Source organism: Pelagicoccus albus, assembly GCF_014230145.1.
Taxonomy (GTDB): Bacteria; Verrucomicrobiota; Verrucomicrobiia; order Opitutales; family Opitutaceae; genus Pelagicoccus; species Pelagicoccus albus.
On record NZ_JACHVC010000008.1, the window covers coordinates 189,622 to 212,118 of the forward strand.

Genomic DNA, 22,497 nt, shown 5'->3' on the forward strand with positions numbered 1-22,497 from the left:
GGTGCAAGGGGATGGAGTCAGATATAGCAAAAGTGAAGAGCGAAATGGGGATAATGAAAAGAGTCGGCAGCGTGGCGGTGATTCTACGTTGCGGAAAGATTCGGGAGCTCCTTAATCGCTCTTCATGGATAACGACTCTACCCCTCCGCTTTCCTACAACGCTTTTGTCGTAAAAGAGCATGTTGGAATGTTTAAAGCCGCCAACAATTACGATATGTTCGATCCTGAATCGGGCCGCCTTGTCCTTGAATGCCGGGAGGAAAAATTGGGCGTTTTCACCAAGTTGCTCAGGTTTACCGATTACAAGCGAGCGACGCCTTTCCATATCGAGATCCGAGAGCCCGGTGGCGAGAACTTGATCGAGATAAAGCGCGGCATATCGCTGTTTCTTTCAGAAGTGGAGGTCTTCGATGGGGAAGGCAATCTACTGGGTTGCTTCAAGCAGAAGTTGTTTTCCTTGGGCGGAAAGTTCGATGTCTATGGAGCGGACGGCATGGTGCTTTGCTCCCTAAGAGGCAAGTGGACGGGGTGGGATTTTTCCTTCGGATTGGACGGGGTCGAGTTCGCGCGAGTGAACAAGCAATGGTCTGGATTCGGAAAAGAGTTATTCACAACTGCGGACACCTATATGCTTTCGATCGACGAATCGCTCGATTCGGATCACCCGCTTCGCAAGCTCATTATCGCAGCGGTTATGTGCATCGATATGGTGCTTAAGGAGTAAGGAAGCATCCGCCGCCAAGGAAACTTAACTAGGAAATACCGTTTCCGAAAGGGACGCGGCCTTGTTCGAGCTTGCCCCGCCTCTTGCCCTGAAAATTTGAAAAAACGGCGAGACTTGTTTTACTTTCTGATGTCCTCACGAACGTACCTTGTTTGCGAGGACCTTGATCCCACTCTTTGACATGAATGAACCTTCCCCATGGGCTAAGCCCTTATTGCGATGAGCAGCATATCCAGCTCGGCAGATAAATGGCTGGAAAACAATCTTTCTAAGCTTCCGCGGATATCCGCCGACCTTTTTGAACAGACAGATACGGATTCCGTTTTTCGTGTCGCGGTAGAGCTTGGCCGGACCCTTCTCGGTTTCGAACGAATCGGTATTTGGCTAGTGGAGCAAGACAGTGGCCGACTCCGGGGCACTTATGGCGTCAACGATGAAGGGGAGGTCGTAGACGAAAGGGATAAGCGCTTGTTCGACTATGCTCGTTTTGTGGAAGCCATGTCAGAGGCTTGTGAAGACTCGAAGCATTACTACGACAATGCCTTCGGCGAATTGCGTTCCTCCGATTCCAAGATTCTCGGAAAAGGGAGGCATATTTCCGCTCCACTTTTTTCCGATGGAAAAGTGATCGGTTTCGTCGCTGTCGACGATCTGATACCCTGCGAAAGCGTCAATGATCGGACTGGCATGCTTCTCTGCCAGTTTGCCCAAATGGTTTCCAACGCCTACCTCGCTTGCCAGCGATCGGTCGAGGTGGATCGTCTCAAGGCCGAACTAAACAGGAGGGATCAGGAACAAGCCGAATTTTTAGGTATGATCGGGCATGAGGTCCGAACTCCACTCAATGCCATCATGGGTTTCGCCCAGCTACTTCGCATGCGGGACGAAAGCAGTGAGATCAATGACATCGCCAATACAATTGAAGGTTGTGGTGGGCACTTGGTTGGTCTGGTTGACAGCTTTGTCATGTACTCTCATCTGTCGGGAGGCGAATCCGGATCCTGCTCAAGTCCCGGGGACGTTGTGGATGTCCTGTCTGAAACTGTGCGAGGGTTTAGGGCCCAGTATTCATGCAAAGGTCTGACTTTGGATTTCGATCATCACGGACCCAAATTGACCTCCGAATTCGATGCGGTGGCCTTGCGCCAGATTCTGACCAATTTACTTAACAATGCCTACAAATTCACCAACCAAGGCGGCGTCCGAGTCAAAGTATTGAGCCGCAGCCTGAACGCGGGCCAGACTGAGTTTTTGATCGAGGTAATTGATTCGGGCATCGGTTTGGCGGAAGACCAAAACGAGCTCATTTTCCGTCCATTCCACCAAATCATAAAGCGGTCCGAAAAGAACGCTGGCATTGGGATGGGCTTAGCTATCGTCAAACGTTTGGTGACGCAAATGGGGGGGCAGATTTCTTGCCGCAGCAGTTTAGGACAAGGTTCCACCTTCTCGGTGTCTTTACGCTTCGCGGATTCTGATCAAACCTTCCAAGCTCCTAAGGAAGCGGGAACGGAAAAGGCTCAATACGGCTCGCGTATCCTTATCGTAGAGGACGACGAAACAAATCTTGAAGTCCTCAGTTCCATGACGGCTTGTCTAGGTTTTATGAATACGGATGTGGCGTTGGATGGCGAACAAGCCTGCTCCATGCTAAGAGATCGACCTTACGATCTGGTGCTGATGGATGTGCAAATGCCTAAGCTAGACGGCATAAGCCTGACTCGACTGGTACGAGGGAGCGGATCATGCCTCATCAATCGCGATGTGCCGATTGTAGGCGTGACGGCATACACCATAGAGCACGACCGGGCGGAGTGCCTAGCGGCGGGAATGAACGACTACATTACCAAGCCGATCATGATAGATCGCCTTAAGGAGGCGCTCAATCTAGCCTAGTTTTTTAGCTTTTTAAGCAGGGATCGTTTTCGCCATAGTCCTCTGCATGGCGGGCATTACCACTATTGAGGAAGCGTTTGATTTTATCCAATCGGTAGGAATCTGCACCATTTTTAGCCAGAAGGCGCGAGGCGTGCAGTCGCTTTGGGATGCAGTCGACCTACCGCACCGAACGGGCGGCAATACTAAATGGGGAGCCAAAATGGAAGCAGTCTGGACGTGGAAGTCGGACTTGCCCGCCCTGTATCCAGACGATGTTTACTACGGTAAAATCAAAGGAGGCGTTGCCGTGCTGATGAGTATGTCCTACTTCAAGGATACGCATTATCCTGCGAACCGGCGCGATATTAGCGAATGCAAGCCGCTCGCTCGGCAGGTTTTCGACATTATTCGATTAAGCCCCGGCTCGAGCTCAGAGATTCGCCGGGAAGCAATGGAGAGATTTGGCTGTACAAAAAGCCGATTCGAGACGGCATTGAAGGAACTGCAAATTACTTTGAACGTGGTAAGGGAAAACGAACCAGGAAACACGCGAGACCGTTGGTTGCCATTCGACGAAGTGTACAGCGGGTTTGAAGATTGATTACTCCGAAATGAAGCAACGTCCGATGAGTTTGCCCGTGGCCTTGTGCCCGGTTTTTGTATTGGTGATATCCTTGTATGTCGGTATCCGTATTTTTGATATATCGCCGCACATTCCCCTCGTGATTGCGACTGTTGCCGCCGGTTTGGTCGCTGCGGCGAAGGGCGTCGATTGGGAGCGGCTCGAGATGGGGATGGTGAAAGGGATATCGGTGGCCTTGCCCTCGATCCTGATCCTCATGGCAATCGGAATGCTGATTGGAACCTGGATCGCTAGCGGCGTCGTTCCCTACATGATCACCCTTGGGCTTAAGCTACTGTCGCCAGGCTTTTTCCTGCCGGCCGCCTGTTTGATAAGCTCGATCGTCTCGCTCTCGACCGGAAGTTCCTGGTCAACTGCTGGTACGGTTGGCGTGGCTCTGATGGGAGTAGGGCAGGGGCTCGGATTTCCGCTGCCTATGGTGGCGGGCGCGATCGTCTCCGGAGCTTACTTTGGCGATAAGATGTCTCCGCTTTCGGAAACGACGAACCTCGCTCCTGCAGTCGCGGGCACCAATCTTTTCGAGCATATACGCCACATGTTATGGACTAGTGGTCCAAGCATACTGATTTCTCTGATTCTCTACACCGTGATCGGACTTCGCGTAGATATCGGCGTGGAAGAGGGGACCCGAATCGCGACGCTTTCCGAGTCTTTGAACGAGCTATTTGTTTTTCGGTTTTGGCTGCTTCTCGCTCCGCTTTCCGTACTCGGTTTGATCGTGCTTCGGGTTCCGGCCTTGCCATCCGTCTTAACGGGCGGAGCGATTGGGGTTGTGCTTGGAATCTGGGTACAGGATAAAGCCTTGGTCGATATGTTGGTGGCTGCCCAGAGCGGATTTGTATCCGAATCTGGAATTGCGGAGATCGATGAGTTGCTCTCGCGAGGCGGTTTGGAGAGCATGTTTTGGACGATATCCCTGATTGTTTGCGCTATGGCTTTTGGCGGGGCCATGGAAGCGGGAGGCATGCTTCGGGAGATTGCCGGAGCTTTGCTCAGGTTGGCCAAGACCAGTGGGCAGCTAGTCGCTGCCACGGTAGGAACTTGCCTTGGGATGAACCTGATCGCCTCAGACCAGTACCTTTCCATCATTATTCCCGGCAAGATGTTCAAGGATGCTTACACGAAACAAAATCTAGCGGCCAAAAACCTGTCTCGAGCCCTTGAGGACGGGGGGACGGTGACTTCTGCCCTTATTCCATGGAATACCTGCGGGGTTTTTATGATGTCAGTCCTAGCGGTCAATCCGCTCGCTTACTTGCCCTATGCCTTCTTCAATCTGCTCAACCCGATCCTATCCATTTTGTTGGGATTCAAAGGATGGACGTTAACCCCCATTGACGAAGCGGACGGGAAGGAGCCTGTTTCTAGGGTAGAGAGCTAAAACAAGATTCCGTTCGCCAAAAGGGCCGAAGGGGGCGATCGTCGGGGCAACCCATGGATCTATTTATCAGCATCGCATTTTTTATCCTCGTCGGATTTGGACTGGCTGTCGTTTTTGGCCTGCTGATCCGATCTGCGGTCAAAAAGGATTTGGACAAAGACAAGCCGTCTCCAGAAGCCATGGAAAAGGGCCGCAAAGAAATGGAAGGAGCGGCCGGAAGCCCCAGCGGGGACTCGTTCTAGGGGATCGACGGCTAAGCGTCGTTGTTCTCTTCGTTTTGCTGCTTGAGAACTCTCTCCAGGATGGAGCTCATGTCTTCGGTGGAGTTGAAGACCTTGTTGGCCACGTAGATAGGCACATTGTTTTGCAGCGAGAGCACGATCGAATCGCTGGGCCGCGCGTCCAGTTCGATGATCTTAGTGTCTATTTCGTTGCTCATCTCGAGGAAGATGCGAGCGAAGAAAGTGCTCTCTTCCACATCGTTTATGACGATGCGAGTTATTTTGGCCTCTAGGCCGAGTAGCATGGACGAAATCAGGTCGTGGGTGAGCGGACGCTCCTTTTTCACGCCGTTCAAGGCCATGGAAATGGCGTTTCCTACGCTGTGATCCACATAGATAACGAAGACCTTGTCGTCGTTGCCCAAGAAGACGGCGCAGCCGTTGACTGTTGGCATGACGCCTTTTACGGAGACTTGGATAACGCTAGTATTCATGTGGGTTCGAGCTGGTGGTAGTTTGGCCTGCTTCCAAGGTAATGCTAAACAGGGATCGTCCCATTTGATCAAACATTTAAGAAAAGATTGGGGAAATCGGGAGGATTCCGACCCCGATTTCGGTAGTTGGGCTCGGTAACAATAGGAGCGGCAGCGAGCGATGAGAGCTTTCGAAGCTTAGGATTGGAATAGCGGAAACCTTTTCTTATGGGCGTCATCCGCTCATGAAAAAGGCGAACTCCGATGCGCTCGGGGTTCGCCTTTCAAATGTCTGTATTGGTTTCTTGCCTATTCGGCTTCGGGCCAATCTGCTCTGGAGATCGATTCCGATCCGATGGCTCGGCGGTACTGAGCCTTGGCAACCAAGTGCTGGTAGTTGGCCGCGAGGGCATTGGTGCGCGCCTCGGTTAACGCGTAACGCGCTTCCAGAACATCGAGCTGGCTGATAGAGCCGGAGGAGAAGCGGCTGTCCGCCATGCGAAGGGCTTCCTCTGCTTGCTGCACGACTTTGACTGCCGATTTAGCGAGCTGGTCCGCTTCCTGAAGTGCGGAGATCGCTTGGCGAACTTGGACTTCGATGGAAAGTCGTAGGGATTGTTCTTGAAGGCGCGATTGTTCGAGCTGGGACAGCGCTTGCAGCTTTTGGCCACGAGTTTTTCTACCATCCCATATGTTCCAGCTCGCTTCCACGCCGACGGTCCAGCCTTCAGGTCCATCGTCGAAGTTTGCCGAATAATAGCTCCGTTGCTTGCCGTAGGTTCCCACCAAGTCGACGCTCGGACGGTAGCCGGCATTGGCGATTTTTAGTCCTGCTTTCCTCGCTTGGGTGATAGCGGCGAGTTGCTTGATCTCGGAGCGGTTTTCGAGGGCGGCGTCCAAACCGCTCTCGAGGTCGTAATCGATCGGCTCGTAGGTGAGCTCGTCTTTGAGCTCGGGGATCCGATTTAGATTCTGGTTATCGCGGCGGTAGTTTTGGTAACCCATGCTCTGGCGGAGCTGCTCGATAGCGACGCGGTAGGCGCCTTGGCGGCGGATAAGGGCAGGCTGGGCGTTCGCCAGTGCGACCTCTGCGCGAAGCACTTCGAAGTCGGAAACGTCACCCGCTTCGCGACGAAGTTCTGCGTTCTCAAGGGTTTCTTCCAGCAAAGCGATGTTTTGCTCTTCGACGCCGATCTGGTCGCGGGAAAGCAGGGCCGCGTAGTAGCGGGTCCTCACCTCCAGCAACGCGTCCATGATGGTGGATTCGAGCGAGAGCATGGCGGACTCGCGCAAGGAAGCTTGCACGTCGAGAGCCGCTTGAATTCCTCCGCCTTCGTAGAGGGCCTGACGAGCAGACAAGGTGATTCCCCAGCTTTCGTCGGTGGCTGGGTACAAGCCTCCTGTGTCGCTGAGCCCTTCGTCGATGCGGGTGTAGGAGCCGTTCAGAGCCACGGTGGGCAAGGCGCGGGCTTTGACTTCCACGATGAGGCCTTCCTGTTCGCGAATCGCCTCGAGGGCCTGCTTGATCTCGAAATTGTTTTCGAGAGCGAAGTTCAAGGTCGTTTCTAGATCGAGAGAGGAGGGGACCTCTGGCGTATCCTGAGCTTGCAGCGGCGAGAGGGCGAGGGCCGCAATGAGAACGGCGGCGCTGAATAGTTTTGAGTACATGCTAGAGAGTTGAGCTAGGCGTTTGTGCTAGGTTCTGGGATCGCATCTTCGACTCCGTGGTGCTCTTTGGCTAGGAGCATGTAGAGAGATGGAACGAAGAAGAGGGTGAAGAGAGTACCGATGGCCATGCCGCATACAAGGACGAGGCCAATCGAGTTTCTGGCAGCCGCTCCAGCTCCAGTCACAAAGATGAGCATCATGTGACCGAAAACGGTAGCAGCTGTCGTCATGAGGATCGGACGCAGGCGAACGGATGCCGCTTCTGCGACTGCTTCGAACTTGCTGCGTCCTTGGCGTTGCAGGGAGTTGGCGAATTCGACGATTAGAATCGAGTTTTTGGATACAAGCCCGATCAAGGTAATGATGCCAACCTGGGAATAGATATTCCAGGAGGTGGTCCAACCCCAGCTCCAGTGCGGAGTCCAAGGATCGCCCGGAGCTCTAAGAGCTGTGAAAAGCAGGGCTCCGAACATTCCCAACGGTACGGAACCGAGCAGGATGATCAATGGATCGCGGAAGGAGTTGAATTGGGCGGCAAGGACCAGGAAGATCAAAATCAGGGCTAGGCCAAGCGAAGGCAGGAAGCTGCTTCCCTCTACGCGTAGCTGGCGCGACTCGCCTCCATAGTCGATGGAGTAATCGGCCGGCAGCACTTTCGCTGCTTCGTCTTCTAAAGCCTTGAGGGCCGAATCCAAGGGAGCTGCGGGAATGCCGGTGATCTTGACCGCGTTGAGCTGATTGAACCGCTTTAGGTTACGAGGCTCTACCGAATCCTCGATGGTGGCGAAGGAGGAGAGCGGAACTAAGGTTCCATTCGCTCCGCGAACTTGGATGTCGTTTAGATCGTCCGTGGTGAGTCGGCTAGACCGTTGCACTTGGGAAATGACCTTGTAGGAACGACCATCGATCGGGAAGCGGTTGATGTAGTTGCCTCCGATATTGGCGGCTAGGTCGAAGCCGACCGTTGCCATATCCAAGCCGAGGGCGGCTACCTTGTCGCGGTCGAATACGATCTTGGACTGCGGTTCGTCGATCTTAACGTCGAGTTCAGGAGGGAAGGCGAACAAGCCGCTGGCTGCTGCATTATCAGCGATCTCCTTGGCCAATTCAGCAACCTGCTTGGTATCGGCGGTGGAGGCTACGACGAACTCGACTGGGAAGTTGCCAGCTCCTGGTAGTGCTGCAGGCAATACAGGGAATATATCGATTCCCGGTATGCTTGACAGCTTCGGGATCAGTTCCTGGCGGATTTCAAAGATGTTACGGTCACGCTCGCCCCACGGCTTGGCGATCATTCCTCCGAAGCCACCGGTTGGCTGTGTGATTTGGAAGGAGTAGTCGTATTCAGGTGTGGATACGAAGGCGTCCTGTACCATTTCCGTGAAGTGGCTCGCTTGTTCGATCGAGGAATTCGAGGAGGTGCTGACAACTCCGAAGACGACGCCTTGGTCTTCGGACGGGGCCAGCTGGCTGGTCATGGAAGAAAGGACGAAGAGCGGCAGGACTGCCAGAGTTATCAAGGTCCAGCCCACGTAGATAGCGGGGCGGGTGCGAAGGGAGGCTTCCACCATGCGGCGGTAGATGTCCTTGAGCTTGTCGAAGTTCCGGTTGATGTGGCCGGCGAGGCCTTTCTCTTCGTCGTCGGCTCGAAGCACTTTGGAGGCGAGCATCGGCGATAGCGTCAGAGCGACGAAAGCGGAGATGACGATGGCTCCAGCCAAGGTCACGGTAAACTCGCGGAAGAGCGATCCGGTCAAACCGCCTTGGAAAGCGATCGGAGCGTAGACGGCTGCCAAGGTAAGCGTGGTGGCTACGATCGGGCCGACCAATTCGCGGGCGGCGATCAATGCCGCATCGGTGGCGGTGCGACCTTCGCGAAGGTGTCGCTCTACGTTCTCCACGATGACGATGGCGTCATCCACCACCAGTCCTACCGAGAGCACGATGGCCAGCAGGGTGAGCAGGTTGATGGAGAAGCCGAATATCTGCATCAGGAAGACTGCCCCGATCAAAGAAACCGGAATGGCGACCAAGGGGATCAGAACCGAGCGAATCGATCCGAGGAAAAGGAAGATCACGATTACCACGATTAGGAGCGTTTCTCCCAATGTGGTTACGACTTCATTCAAAGCGTCGTCGATGTACTTGGTGGCGTCGTAGGCGATGTTGCCTTCGAAGCCGGCTGGGAAACGCTCGCGGAGCTGCCCCATCTGCTCGCGAACTCGGCTGATCACGTCGAGCGAGTTGGCCGAGGGAAGGGACCAGATGCCCATGAAGACCGCTTTTTCTCCGGCAAAACGCACGTCCGCATCGTAGCTTTCCGCTCCCAGCTCTACGCTGGCCACGTCTTCGAGTCTTACGATGGTGGCTCCGTCGTCGCGAAGGGCGAGTTGTCGGAAGCCCTCTACCGAGTCTAGCGCGGTATTGGTGGAGAGTTTAACCTGCACCAAGTTGCCCTTGGTTTGCCCCACGGCGGACAAGGTATTGTTGGCCGCGAGTGCGGAGCGAACCTCCGAAGCGCTGATGTTGAAGGCAGCAAGACGGTCCGGATCTAGCCAAACGCGCATGGCCAAGGTTCTGGCTCCCAGAATTTCGGCACGTTGTACACCTTCTACCGCAGTCAAGGCCGGTTGCACGACGCGGACCAGGTAGTCGGTCACTTCGTTGCGAGCCAAGTTTTCGGAGCGGAAGCTCAGGTACATGGAGGCGAACTGATTGTCCGCTGTCTCGATGTTGATGATGGGGACTTCCGCTTCGGGCGGCAAATCCGCTCGAGCTTGGTCCACCTTGGAGGAGATTTCCGCGAGGGCCTTGGTGGCATCCGCGTTGAGCTTCAAACGGGCGGAGATGATGGAGACTCCCTGTTGGCTGGTGGACTCCAGGTAGTCGATGCTGTCCGCTGCGGAGATCGCTCGCTCAAGCGGGGCAGTAATGAATCCGCGCACCAACTCAGCGTCTGCTCCGATGTAGGGAGTGCTGATAGTGATGACCGCGTTTTCACTGCGAGGATATTGTCGGACAGTGAAGCCGTCGCTTCCACCCATAGCGGTAAAAATCGCTTGGGCGCCGGCAATGATCACGACCAGATTGACCACGATGGCCAAGACCGGTCTGCGGACAAAAATGTCCGTAAAGGATTTCTTGTGGTAGCTCATTGGGTCCGGACGCGATTAGGCGTTGTCAGGCTGTGGATTGAGGGATGCTTCGATAGCCTTGGAGTTGTCGACTACCACGTTGCGGCCATTGGAGAGTTTGAAGACGCCTGCGGTGGCGACTTCTTCTCCCGGCTCCACTCCTTTGAGCACGGCGACGAAATCGCCTTTGGTTTTGCCCAATTCAACGAAGCGCTGTTCGACCACTGATCCGGATCCGTCCTCGGCTGGCTTGATGACGAACACTGAATTTCCGTAGGCTTGGTAGTAGATCGCAGTGCTAGGGACGGCAACGATCTCCATTGGCTCCGGCTGGACAACCTTGACGCTGGCGAACATGCCAGGACGCAGCTTTCCGTCCTCGTTGGGCAGAATGCCACGCACGCGGAAAGTGCGGGTCGCCGCGTCCAGGTCCGGATTGAGGGCTTCCACTTCTCCGCGGAAACTCGCTCCCGGGTAGGAGTCGATTGTGACCTCCAGCGGATAGCCAGTGTCGGCGGAAAGGAGCTGCTTTTGCGGCAAGGAAAAGTCTACGTAGATCGGGCTGAGCTGTTGCAGGGATGCAATCGCTGTCCCCGGGCTAATGTACTCTCCGATGTCGACGAGGCGAATGCCTAAGGTGCCGGAGAAGGGGGCGACGATGCGCTTCTTCTCAATGCTGGACTTGATCTGTTCGAGTTGGGCGGATGCTTGGGAAGCGGTGGCTTCGGCGGAATCAAACTCGGATTGGGAGATGGTGCGCGAGCCTAGGAGGTCTTTGGAACGCTTCAAATTGACCGCAGCCAATTGGAAGCTTGCCTCGGCGGCCCGGAGTTGGGCCTGCTCGGTGGAGTCGTCCAGGCTGATCAGCAAGTCGCCCTTTTCCACTTTCTGGCCGGACTCGAAAAAGATCTCAGAAACGGTGCCCGGAACTTCTGAGGAAACCATAACGCCGCGAGAGGCGCTTAGGGTACCGGTTGCTTTGACGGTTTGCTCCCAGGTTTGAGAGTCCGCTTTGGCGGAAGTCACCGCGGCTGGCGGGAAAGCCATAGGGGGAGCCGGGGCGAACTGTTTGGCTTTAACCATAAAAATGGCGGCGAATACGAGGCCGATGAGGCCGAGAACGATTAGGAATGCACGTATCACGGAACAGTAGGTAGTAGGTTGAAAACTAGGATTTTCGGGCTTGGACGAACGTTAGGAAAGGCTGGCTGCAACAATTAGTGGAATTTACGAAGTGATAGATTCTTCCGTGCCTGTATGTACTCGGGAGGAGCTCTTGCGATACACTTTTTTTGATATTGAATATGATTAGTCGCTCGATTTCATTCTGAACTCACCCCCGTCGTCTAGCCCCAAGTATATGACAGACTCGCACAGCCCCTTGCTGGATCAGCCGCATGGCAAGATTGGAAGTCCTTTAAGCAAGGCGGATCGGCTTGAGATGATCGAGACCTTGGATCGCTACATAAGGGAGGCTGAGTATAATCAGGCATCGTTGAAGACGCCGAAAGAAGAGGGGCGTCTGCAAAAGCGTCCTGGAATGCATTATCATTTCAAGCCGGAGATATTTATCCAAATGTCTGGTTGGACTGAGTTCAAGGTGCCTAGCGAGACGGTGGTGGTTAAGCCGGGGGAAGCTTGTATCATGCCGGCTGGAGTTCCCCACCATGAGACCATCTCGTCGGATGGGAAGCCGTTTCGAAATTTAGTGGTGGGATTTTACAGTAATGCCATAAGCCTGCATCTCGCTTTTGAAATAACTCCCGGAAAACCGGAAATAGAAGTCATAGAATTTTACGATGCTCCCGACCTGCCTGTCTTTTTAAGCCTAACAAACTGCCTGGTCGAAAATAACCATAAGCCTGGTCCGACTCAGGCCAAGATTATCAAAGGCTTGAGTATCTCGCTATTCGCTATGCTGCGCGGTTTGGTCGAACGCGGCAGCGATACGATCAACCAAGATATAGGAAAGGTCTTTCAGGCGAAATGGCTAATCCGCGAGCAGCTTTCCAACACAGAGTTGAACGTGAAGATGTTAGCGGAGCGTCTCCAATGTTCGCCTGATTACTTGTCACACTTTTTCAATACGCAGACGGGCGAGAAGCTGACTCATTATATCCAGCGAATCCGCATCGAAGGCGCGGCCTTAGCTTTGCAAACAACTCCGCTCTACGTATCCGAAATTGCCTTTTCCAGCGGTTTCGCTGATCCAGCCTATTTCGCTAGGGTGTTCAAGAAATTCATGGGAGTTTCGCCCCAAGAATACCGATCCGCGATCGAGGAACGTCGTCGCTCAGACGAGGCAGGCCCGAAGACCATCTACTTCGACCACGAAGATTATTCGGCGGGCGAGGCTCACCGCAAAGGCGGTTGAGCTCTCTTTGCTCGCTCAAGGCCGGACGAAGACCTTGAATCCCCAAGGGGAGAGTTGGAGCTGTGTTGCTTCGTCGAATACGTATTTCTCTTCGGCGAGGTAGTCATTGTATTCGCCAAGGTGGAGGCTTTCCGTGAATTCGACCTTCTGGGTCTGGTCTGAGAAATTGAATACAGCAAAAACCTTATCCTGATCGTTCTGGCGCACGAAGCTGAGCACTTCGCTTGGGGCGGAGTTTGGCACGTGCTGCATGGTCGCTCCCCACTTGTTATGCCCTGGCTCGGTGTCCGATTTCATCGGATCTAGAAATTGGGTAAACAGCGTCCCCATTTCGTGTTTTTGCCATTCGATTGACTTCTTCTCAAGACGGCTTGGAGCCTAGTTGTCTTCCTGCACGAAACGAAGCGAGAAAGCAGCCAAGAAGAAGGCAATTCCGCCGATGGCGACCGCAATTGCTGCATTGCTGCTGAAGAGATGTTTCACGATCGGTCCTAGTCCAACGGAGGCGACTATTTGAGGGAGCACGATGAAGAAATTGAATACGCCCATGTAGAACCCCATCTTCTCGGATGGGATAACGTTTGAGAGCATCGCGTAGGGCATCGATAGGATTGAGGCCCAAGCAATGCCGACCCCGATCATAGAAACGATTAGGAGATTTGGCGAAGTGATGAAGGCTGTGGAAGCTAAGCCTACCGCACCGAAAACGAGGCAAATCGTGTGGATCTTTTTCGCTGAGTATTTCTTGGTAAGAGCTATCAGGGCGAAGGAGAAGAGGAAGGCTACGAAGTTGTAGGTGCTAAGGCAGACGCCAGCCCATTCGACACCCTTTTGGTAGAGAGGCTCTCCAACCGATCCGCCGAAGACACGGCTCGCGACTGCGGGCGAGAAGTAGAGCCAAAAGCAGAAGAGGCCAAGCCAAGTGAAGAACTGAGCTACTGCGAGTTGCCGCATGGCGGTGGGCATGCCTTTGATACCTGAGAAGATCTCGGCGAACATATGTCCGACTCCGGCGGATTCCGCTTTTTGGCGTTCGAAGGCTTCAATGTCCGCGGGCGGATTCTCCTTGGTGGTGAGAATAGTATACATCACAGCGGTGAAGAAGATGACCGCGCCGATATAGAATGAGATCTTCACGGAGTAAGGAATGGCTCCTCCATCTTCGGAGCCAGTCTGCATGCCAAAGACGTTTGTAAAAAACCAAGGCAGGGATGACGCGGCTACGGCGCCCAAACCGATCAGCAAGCTTTGCATGGCAAAGCCAGTCTTACGCTGATCTTCGGGGAGCTTGTCTCCGACAAAGGCGCGGAAGGGTTCCATGGATACGTTCACAGAGGCGTCCAATACCCAAAGAAGTCCTGCCGCCATCCAGAGCGTGGAGGAGTTTGGCATAGCTACTAGGGCCAGACTTGCGAGAATCGCGCCCACCAGGAAGTACGGCCTACGACGTCCCAGTCTTGTCCAGGTTCGGTCGCTATAGTATCCAATAACTGGTTGCACCAAAAGTCCGGTGATCGGAGCGGCCAACCATAGCAGTGGAATGTCGCCCTCGTCTGCTCCCAGGTATTGGTAGATGGCGGACATGTTTGCCATCTGGAGTCCCCAGCCGAACTGGATACCCAGAAAGCCGAAGCTCATGTTCCAAATTTGCCAAAAAGAGAGGCGAGGTGTATTCATTTTACCGAAAGGGATGGTCGGGGTTATTGATGGGAGCCAGCTGTGTTGGCAGATTCAGCGGGTGGGGCGGAGTAGTCACGCTGCAGATTGTCATCTATTCTGTGGTATCTTTGGTGCAGGGACAAGAGTTGCGATGCAGTTTCAGTGCTGAGTTTTTCGAACGATGCTGGGCTCAGTCGCCATTGCCAGTTGCCGATGGAGGTCCCGGGGCAATTCATGCGAGCATGGGATTCGAGCTCTAAAAAATCCTGTACCGGCGTGATTACCAAACGAGCTACTGAAGCAAGGGCGGCCTTCATTATGCGAGAGGCGCTCGGATCTTCATGGAGATCAAAATAGTCGAAAACCTTTTCACGATTTTCGCCTTTCAGGCCTTCGATCCATCCCTGGGTGGTATCGTTGTCGTGGGTACCCGTGTAGACCACTTGGTTGTGGGCGAAAAAGTGTGGCAGGTTGACGTTGTTGTCATCGTGCCCGTAACCGAACTGCATTATTTTCATGCCCGGGTATCCGGTCTCTTCGCGCAGATTGAATACGTTCTCGTTAATGTAGCCGAGGTCTTCCGCTATGAATTTCGTCTCAGGAATGGCTTCCTCTATCGCTTCGAAAAGTGATACGCCGGGGCCCATTTCCCACGCCCCCTCAGATGCGTCTGGGGCGTGGGAGGGGACTACCCAGAAATCTGCAAATCCGCGAAAGTGATCGAAACGAAGCACGTCGAATAGCTCTAGGCTGGATTGGATTCTTTCAATCCACCAGCGGTAGCCATTCTTTTGAAGGTGTCCCCAGTCGTAGAGCGGGTTGCCCCAGAGTTGACCGGTTTCCGAAAAGTAGTCGGGAGGTACCCCCGCTACGGAATCGAGATCCCCGTCTGCGTTGACGCGAAAATTGGCTCTGCGGCTCCACACGTCAGCGGAATCCAATGCGACATAGATGGGGATGTCTCCTACAAGCTGGATACCTTTGGAGTTGGCATAAGCGCGAAGAGCTTTCCACTGGCTATAGAAAATGAATTGGTAAAAGGCCTGGCGGGAACGCTCGGCTTGTTCGACTGGCTCGAGTTGAAGCTTGGTCAGTGTGTCAGGGTCCTTGAATTCGAGGGGCCATTCGGTCCATGAACGGTGACCAAATCTACCCTTCAGGGCCATAAACGTTGTGTAGGGATCGAGCCAATACGCCTGTTTCTCGTAGAATTCAGTAAACGAATCGCCACCGGGTAGTTTAAATGTTTCAGCGTCAAATCGTCTATGGGCTTTGGCTAGGATGCTCCAGAAGCTATAGTAGAGCTTCCCGTAGTCTACATAGTCGGTTGGCAACTCTTGCAGGGGAGCGATTTCCTCCGGTTTCAAGAGACCGTGCTCCACAAGTTCTTGGAGATCTATGAAATATGGGTTGCCAGCAAAGGCCGAAAAGGACTGGTAGGGCGAGTCCCCGTATCCAGTAGGGCCTACCGGACAGACTTGCCAGTAGGAGAAACCGGATTCAGCTAGAAAGTCTATGAACTGCTTGGCTCCGTGCCCGAGATTGCCGATCCCAGTTTCGCTAGGAAGGGAGCTTACGTGTAACAGGGCTCCGGATTGTCTTCGACTAAGCCAAGATGGGGTCTTTTGAGGCATGGCGAAAGAGTGTTATAGAGACTATAAAGTTTAAGAAATGAGCAAAGCGTTCTCTCCTTCGAGGCGAGACGGATGCTCTCCGCCAATTCAGCAGTTTTGGCGAAGAGCGGGACCGGTCTCAGTCCTGTGAAAGGATTTCGAATCGCTGAGATAAAGACCGGCTAAGTCCACGAAGAAGTAGCTAAGCCGGTCCATTTGTAAGTATTATCCTAATACTTGTAGGATACGCCGAAGGAGTACTGAGCTCCGTAGCTCTGATAGTCTTGCACCAGTCGATCGTCGGTGTCGCCGGAGGTTGCGAAGAGTGGCTCGTCGGTCAGGTTGTAGCCTTGAAGCGTCAAGCTCATGCCTTCCAATGATCCAGTCTTGAAGGTGTAGCTAATCTGGGCATCGACCACTGTTTCTGCCTGCAAGTTGCGGAACACTTCACCACGGGGTCCAAAGGTCGCGATGTCTCCGCGATAGTCGGAACGGTAGCGTGCGCTGAGGCGGGCTTGGAAGCCTTTTTCGTTTTCGTAGTACACGGTACCATTGACTACTTCCTCAGACAGGCCGGGGATTGGCTGGGCTGGATTGTTCAAGTCAGGCTGGATGGAGCTGTCGACCAAGGAGCCGCTGACTGTCATTCCGAAGCCCTTGAGGGATTCCGAGAAACGTTCGCCTGGGAGGGATAGCGCGAGCTCGAGTCCCTTGAGTTTGCCGCCGCTTCCATTCTGAGGAACGGTGAGGTAGCCCTGGTAAATCGCAGGTACGAGATCGGACCCGGTGTTGTATCCAGTGAAGTCGGTCAAGAATGGTTGGTCGTAGGTGTAGCTAACGAGGTCCTTGTGGAAGACGTTTACTGCCCAGTAGCCCATTCCCTTCGCGAAGTACTTTTCGTAGGTGAGGTCAATGGAGTTGGAGCGCCATGGTTCGAGGTATGGGTTACCGCCAGAGCCACTCCATGGGCTGTTTTGCGGATCGGTCGAATCGGCGAGAGCCTCGTTGAATCCGTAGTTGGAACCAGCTCGCATGTCGCGCATTTCCTGGCGAGCAAGCTGACGGGCTACGCTGAAGCGGACATTGCTGCTTTCTCCTACCGCGAAGTTGAGGTTCATGGATGGAACGAAGTCGGTGTAGTCATGCTCTCCAGTGACTTCCATGGTGGTGGTGCCATTGGTGGCTAGACCGGTCGAGGCTTGCTTCGTTTGAACGAATTGGGCTCCGACGCTGCCGGTCATTGGCACGTCGCCAAGGTTGCCGCGTAGATCGAATTGAGCGTAGGCAGTGTAGACGTCTTCGCTGATGTCCCAGTTTTCGGATACATAGGCTGGGTTATCGTTTGGAGTCTCTTCGTAGTACCCGCTCTCATAGAGAGCGCGAGCATCGTAGCTGATCATGCCGGGGATACCGATGAAGCTAAGGTCTGTTGTGCCTATCGATGGGGGAAGCGGGGCAGACGTTGCTCCGTCAGGCAAGGCGAGGAAAAATCCTTCGGTGCCACCCGGTCCAGCTTCGAACTCGCTCTTGTCGCGGCCGGTGAAAGCGATTCCAGTTTCCATGCGGTTGAAAAGTCCCGGAAGCTCCTTTTCGACCAACAGCTTGATTTGATCCAATTTGTCTTCCGCCTTCGGGCCTTTGAAGAATCCGACCTGGCCGCCGGGCACGACGTCCGAGCCCCAGCCTTGAGGACCGGCTAGGCTAATGGCATCGTGGTCTGCGTAGTCGAGGGTTGGAGTGAAGAGGGCTCCTGTTCCACTGGAGAGCGAGTAGTACACGGAGTCTGCAGTTCCAACTTGGTTGGAGGCGTATCCAGCGTATGTTTCGAGAACATTGTCCTTACGGTCCACTTGCGAGGTGCTGAGGTCGGCTTCGAAGATCCAGCCATCTCCACCATTATCACCAACGCGAAGATTCCATCCGGCCGAGAAGACGCTAGCGTCTCGCCAGACGATGTCGTTTCTCATTACGCCGTAGAAGTTGTCGAACGTACCTTCTGTCACGAGTCCATCTTCAACTGTGTATCCGGGTTGCAGAGACGCTGAGCTCCACCACAGAGGCATTTCGATTCCGCGGAGGTACTGGACCTCTTTGAAGTCGGAATAGAAAATATCGATCATGGAGTGCACGTTCTCATTCGGCTGGTTTTCGAGAACGGCGAGGAAGGATTCGCGGTCAATGTTAGAGGAACGGACAAATGGCTTGGCTCCACCGAGTACCAAGTTTCCGTCAGGACCCTCTGGGTAGCCCCAGGCGTTCCATTGTTCACCTTGTCCGGGTTTGTCGGTTTTGACGTATCCAAAAGCGAAGCCCATCTTTCCGTCGTCCGATTGGTCGATGTAGTTGAGGGAGTAGCGAACGCCAGCGTCGTCGGAATCTGGATTCAGTTTCCCAAGATCGGACCATTCGTAGAAGACGTTTGCTGCCACGGTCTTCTTGCCGTGCTTCAAGGGGCTAACGGTACGCATGTCGACGGTACCCGCTAGGCCTTGTCCCAAGAGGGATGGATTTGTGGTCTTGTAGACGACTACCCCATTGAGAAGTTCTGCGGGGTATTGGTCGAATTCCACCGAGCGGTCGCTACCGGTACTCACCTGTTGGCGGCCGTTTAAGAGAGCGGTGCTGAAGTCCCCCGTAAGTCCTCGAATGACAATCCCCTGAGCTCGGCTGTTAACTCGCTGAGTTGTAATACCTGGGAGACGAGCAATCGTTTCCGCAATACTGGTATCGGGAAGCTTGCCGATGTCCTCCGCTGAAACAGCTTCTACGATTACAGGAGCGAGGCGTTTCGCTTCTGTCGCTGCAGCCAGGCTGCCAGCGTATCCGCCGGTTACCTGAAACGCGTCAAGGGTGAAGACGTCTTCCTCGTCCATATCTTGAGCATGTGTGAAGGGCGAGGCAGCTAGGCCGAGTAGAAACAAGGCTGCCATAGTCGGACGCTTAGCCTTGGATAGGGTATTAGGGGTATGGTTGTTCTTCATTTCCGATTGGGTTATTTGTTAATTGGGTAGCCCACGGCGCTGCCAAGTATGGCATGAAGGAGTCGCCTCGCGATTCGGGGCGCAGCCGGGGTACAGTTCTAGTTTGACGTTAGTGTGGGGACGTCGGGGGTAGTGTGGGGGTGATGTCTTGGACTATGTATTAAGTTAGCCCCAATAATCTATTTCTCCAACCGCATCTTTATCATAAAACTGATATGACTAGGACAAAACTTAGATTGTTGCAGGTCTCTGGACGGATGATGCCTTCTTTGTTGTTGTAAGTGGCTGAATATCAGTGTGAAAGATGCTCTCTTTATCGTGGGGGATATCCGCTTACCCCTTAAAAAAAGCCCGTATACTATATATGTATACGGGCTTATGATTGTATTAGTTTGGGCTCTATTTATGTAAGTCCAGTATAAGAGCGGATTTCGGATTGATAGTCAGCTTAGACTCAATCGAGTAGTTGCTACCTTCAGGTACCAGCATTACTCTGCTGAAGCTGTCCAAAACCTCGGCAAAACGTGCGCTTTCCAGAGTCGCGGATTCCTCATTGGTATTGATTGCTATCATGACAGCTTGGTCTTCGAGGATGCGGAAGTAGACGAAGGTTCCTTCGTCCGTGACGAATTGCAGCAGCTTTCCTTGGTGAATGGCTTCGGACTCCATACGCCAGTGGTTCATTGCCTTCATATATGCGAGGACCTCGTTTTCTTTTTCGGTCCGTCCTTCTGTGGTGAATACGCTTCTCTCGTCTCCCGGCCAACCGCCCGGCATGGTTTGGCGCCAAGCCTCGTCGTCTCCACCGCGGTTTTCGTGTCCCATCATCAGCTCGGTGCCGTAGTAGACTTGAGGAATTCCACGAGCGGTGAGGAGGATGGAATAGGCGATTTTGAATAGGTCTTCGTCTTTGCCTACCTGTTCGAAAATTCGTCCCATGTCGTGATTGTCCAGAAAGATGACGTTGTGGTTTGGATCGTGATACAATCTGTCTTGAGAGAACGCGTAATAGACCCGGCTGATCCCGGTTTCCCAGCCAAAGTCTTCCGTTAAGCCGTTTCTGATTGCGAAGCAAAGAGGGAAATCGGTCACAGATGGGAGTTGCGAATCGTAGCCATCGCTATTCGCGGAGTCGTCCTGCCAGTAGGATTCGTGGGCTACTGTTTCGGTCCATGCCTCTCCAACTATATTAAAATCTGGATAGGCTTCAATAACCTCCTTCGCCCAACGTGCCATATACTCCGGGTAGGGATAGAGATAGGTATCCATGCGAATCCCGTCGATGCCGCTGTATTCGATCCACCAAATGGAATTTTGGATAAGATAGTCGGCGAGGAGCTCGTTGCGTTGATTCAAGTCTGGCATGTAGGGGACGAACCAACCTTTCACCAGTTTGTCGCGATCGTATTGGGAAGCGTTAGGATCTCCTTGGACGGTTCCCTTGAAGTTCGTGTACCCATATTTGTTGACATCGTGAACCCAGTCTTGGGTTGGCAGATCGCTCATCCACCAATGATCGAGGCCAATGTGGTTGTGAATCATATCCATGATCACCTTCATCCCCCGTTTATGAGTGTCTCGAACCAGGTCCCGGTAGTCCTCGTTTGAACCGAGTCTACGATCGACTCTATAGAGGTCGGTAGCTGCGTAGCCGTGGTATCCGCCGTAGTCTGGAGGGGAGTTGTTTTCGAAGATGGGAGTTACCCAAATTGCAGTCATCCCCAAGTCTTTCAAGTAATCCAAGTGCTGTTGAATCCCTTGCACGTCGCCGCCTTGACGTTTGGTAGGATCCGAGCGGTCGACTGTTTCGGTGAGACCGTCGATGTTGTCGTTTTCTAAGGATCCGTTCGCGAAGCGGTCTGGCATCATCAGGTAGATTAGATCGCTGGCGTCAAAGCCCTGATTTCGACCCTCTACTGGGTCCCGTTTACGCAGTTCGTATTCGTAGATGAAGGAATCCTCACTGTTCTTAAATTCGATCGGGATGATTCCTGGCTTCACAGTCGGATCAATCTCCAAGTACAGAAACAGGTAGTTGGTTGAATCGACCGCAACTTGTTTGCTGATCTTGATTCCAGGGGTATCGAGGCTAGCCCGATAGGTGCCGACATTTTCGCCATAGATTTGTATCTGCAGTTCAGATACAGGCATGTTCGCCCACCAAAAAGGCGGCTCAACTCGCTCAAAGTTTTGAGAATTTGCTTTCGAGGCGAGAATGAGACAAACGCAGGTTAAGAGTGAACGCAGGGTCATGTCGGAATCGTGTTTAGGTTCTGGGGATTAGCGAATCAGTACGCGAAATTCCCAAGCTTCGAGTTCCATGCCAGCCGGATAGCCGAGGGTTTCTTTTGATCCTGTGAAATGGTCTTGGTGTTCCCCAGTGACTTCCTGGCTGGCTAGATAAAACATCAAGGGTTCCGCCGATAGGTTGGCGATAACCGTGAGCTGCGAACCTCCGCTTTTTCTCGTAAAGGCAAAAACCTGTTCGTCGTGGTCGCTTGGGATTCGCTTAAACGAGCTTTCAGGGTCTGAGAGGGCAGGGTGGCTCGAGCGAAGATCCGTCAGCTTTTTGTAGAAAGCTGTTTCGGATAAGTCGCTCCAATCAATCGGATCCCGTTCGAAGAACTCTAGAGCTTTGGCGAGGCTGGCCTCTTGTCCATTGTAGATCAGCGGGACTCCTGGAAGGGTGAAGGCCAAGGTGTCGAAAGCCCGTTTTGCGTCTCCCATGCGCTCCTCGGTGGTTCCATTCCAACTATTCTCGTCGTGGTTGGTTGTGAACAACAGCAGCGAAGTGCCGGTCGGGAATTCGATCGTCTGGCGATTGTATTGATCTATGACCTTACTCGCGTTCGCCTTACCTTGTGCGACTTGGTTGAATACATGGTGCATGGGCCAACCGTAGGAGGAATGGAAGGCATCCACGTTCAGGTAGGGAGCTTCCGCTTCTGCCAACATGTATAGGTTCGGTTTTAGGCTAGTGAGGTTTGCGGTCGCGAAATTCCAGAATTCGGTAGGGACTCCTACGGCATAGTCGCAGCGGAACCCATCGATGTCGTATTCGGCAACCCAGTACTCCATGGCTTGGCTCATGGCGTCCCAGAGCTCCTTGTTTTCGAAGTTTAGCTGGATAACATCTGTCCAGTCGGTGCCATGCGGCGGAGTGAAGTGTCCTTTTTCGTCTTTTTCGTAGAATTCAGGGTGATCTTCTGCCCAAGGGTTATCCCAGGCGGTGTGATTGCCGACCCAGTCTATGATCACTTTTATGTCACGGGCATGGGCGGCTTTGATGAGGGAGCGGAGACTGGCTGCGTCTCCAAATTCCGGATTGATGCCGTAGTAGTCCGCGACCGCGTAGTAGCTGCCAAGCGGCCCTTTTCGGTTTGTTTCGCCAATGGGATGAATCGGCATGAGCCAGATTACACCGATGCCCAAATCCTGGATACGGTCGAGATCAGCTTCTACGGCTGCGAAAGTGCCTTCTTCTGAAAACTGGCGGACATTAAGCTCGTAGATGGTTCGATTGTTTATCCATGCAGGGGCTTTGAGAGCCTGCAGGTTACACAAGGGCTCTGAGGCTTCACCAGCAGGATTAGCGGCTAGCGAGGAAGATAGGTAAGGGGACAGGAATGCTATGCAGGCGGCAGCGCAGTATCTCAACATGGTGACCTTGGGGTTGGGGTTGAAAAAAGGTACCCTTGAAACTTGCCAGAAACGAGTTGGAAGCTCGCCTGCAAAAGCTTGGATAAAG

The 22,497-nt window shown here is 53.5% G+C and carries 16 protein-coding genes; 6 read left to right on the plus strand and 10 right to left on the minus strand.

Features of this window, described 5'->3' with window-relative positions:
- Window positions 1-124 precede the first annotated feature (124 nt).
- From H5P27_RS09240 to H5P27_RS09260, 5 genes are all read left to right on the plus strand, one after another.
- A complete protein-coding gene (locus tag H5P27_RS09240; protein WP_221774664.1) occupies window positions 125-724 on the plus strand; it encodes an LURP-one-related family protein in 600 nt (199 codons plus the stop codon).
- A gap of 219 nt (window positions 725-943) precedes the next feature.
- The gene (locus H5P27_RS09245) at window positions 944-2,620 is read left to right on the plus strand and encodes a hybrid sensor histidine kinase/response regulator (protein ID WP_185660117.1); all 1,677 of its coding nucleotides are present in this window, start codon (window positions 944-946) and stop codon (window positions 2,618-2,620) included.
- 46 nt (window positions 2,621-2,666) lie between these two features.
- On the plus strand, window positions 2,667-3,203 hold the full coding sequence (locus H5P27_RS09250; RefSeq protein WP_185660118.1) for an AlkZ-related protein: 537 nt from the start codon (window positions 2,667-2,669) through the stop codon (window positions 3,201-3,203).
- 10 nt (window positions 3,204-3,213) lie between these two features.
- A complete protein-coding gene (gene nhaC / locus H5P27_RS09255; RefSeq protein WP_185660119.1) occupies window positions 3,214-4,626 on the plus strand; it encodes a Na+/H+ antiporter NhaC in 1,413 nt (470 codons plus the stop codon).
- A 53-nt stretch (window positions 4,627-4,679) separates the two neighbouring features.
- Window positions 4,680-4,868: a hypothetical protein gene (locus H5P27_RS09260; protein ID WP_185660120.1), complete on the plus strand. Its 189-nt coding sequence runs from the start codon at window positions 4,680-4,682 to the stop codon at window positions 4,866-4,868.
- Window positions 4,869-4,879: 11 nt separating this feature from the next.
- Here the strand turns inward: H5P27_RS09260 and H5P27_RS09265 are convergent, their stop codons facing one another.
- The 4 genes from H5P27_RS09265 to H5P27_RS09280 form a co-directional block, all read right to left on the minus strand.
- Entirely contained in the window at window positions 4,880-5,341 is a 462-nt protein-coding gene (locus H5P27_RS09265) for a bifunctional nuclease family protein (protein ID WP_185660121.1), read from the minus strand.
- Between the two features lie 288 nt (window positions 5,342-5,629).
- The gene (locus H5P27_RS09270; RefSeq protein ID WP_185660122.1) at window positions 5,630-6,988 is read right to left on the minus strand and encodes a TolC family protein; all 1,359 of its coding nucleotides are present in this window, start codon (window positions 6,986-6,988) and stop codon (window positions 5,630-5,632) included.
- A gap of 14 nt (window positions 6,989-7,002) precedes the next feature.
- Window positions 7,003-10,143 carry an efflux RND transporter permease subunit gene (locus tag H5P27_RS09275; protein WP_185660123.1) on the minus strand — a complete coding sequence of 1,047 codons (3,141 nt, stop codon included), beginning with the start codon at window positions 10,141-10,143 and terminating at the stop codon, window positions 7,003-7,005.
- A gap of 15 nt (window positions 10,144-10,158) precedes the next feature.
- Entirely contained in the window at window positions 10,159-11,265 is a 1,107-nt protein-coding gene (locus H5P27_RS09280) for an efflux RND transporter periplasmic adaptor subunit (protein WP_185660124.1), read from the minus strand.
- A gap of 217 nt (window positions 11,266-11,482) precedes the next feature.
- Here H5P27_RS09280 and H5P27_RS09285 point away from each other — a divergent pair, with 217 nt between their 5' ends.
- On the plus strand, window positions 11,483-12,496 hold the full coding sequence (locus H5P27_RS09285) for an AraC family transcriptional regulator (RefSeq protein WP_185660125.1): 1,014 nt from the start codon (window positions 11,483-11,485) through the stop codon (window positions 12,494-12,496).
- 15 nt (window positions 12,497-12,511) lie between these two features.
- Here H5P27_RS09285 and H5P27_RS09290 read toward each other — a convergent pair whose 3' ends face one another.
- From H5P27_RS09290 to H5P27_RS09315, 6 genes are all read right to left on the minus strand, one after another.
- Complete coding sequence (locus H5P27_RS09290; protein ID WP_185660126.1) at window positions 12,512-12,793, minus strand: alpha-glucosidase C-terminal domain-containing protein; 282 nt, start codon at window positions 12,791-12,793, stop codon at window positions 12,512-12,514.
- Window positions 12,794-12,874: 81 nt separating this feature from the next.
- Complete coding sequence (locus H5P27_RS09295; protein WP_185660127.1) at window positions 12,875-14,173, minus strand: MFS transporter; 1,299 nt, start codon at window positions 14,171-14,173, stop codon at window positions 12,875-12,877.
- 23 nt (window positions 14,174-14,196) lie between these two features.
- Window positions 14,197-15,789 (minus strand): 4-alpha-glucanotransferase, encoded by a 1,593-nt coding sequence (gene malQ, locus H5P27_RS09300; RefSeq protein WP_185660128.1) that lies wholly within the window; start codon window positions 15,787-15,789, stop codon window positions 14,197-14,199.
- Between the two features lie 209 nt (window positions 15,790-15,998).
- On the minus strand, window positions 15,999-18,749 hold the full coding sequence (locus tag H5P27_RS09305) for a TonB-dependent receptor (protein ID WP_185660129.1): 2,751 nt from the start codon (window positions 18,747-18,749) through the stop codon (window positions 15,999-16,001).
- 399 nt (window positions 18,750-19,148) lie between these two features.
- A complete protein-coding gene (locus H5P27_RS09310) occupies window positions 19,149-21,002 on the minus strand; it encodes a glycoside hydrolase family 13 protein (RefSeq protein WP_185660130.1) in 1,854 nt (617 codons plus the stop codon).
- Between the two features lie 27 nt (window positions 21,003-21,029).
- Window positions 21,030-22,409 (minus strand): alpha-amylase family glycosyl hydrolase, encoded by a 1,380-nt coding sequence (locus H5P27_RS09315; protein WP_185660131.1) that lies wholly within the window; start codon window positions 22,407-22,409, stop codon window positions 21,030-21,032.
- Between the last annotated feature and the right edge of the window lie 88 nt (window positions 22,410-22,497).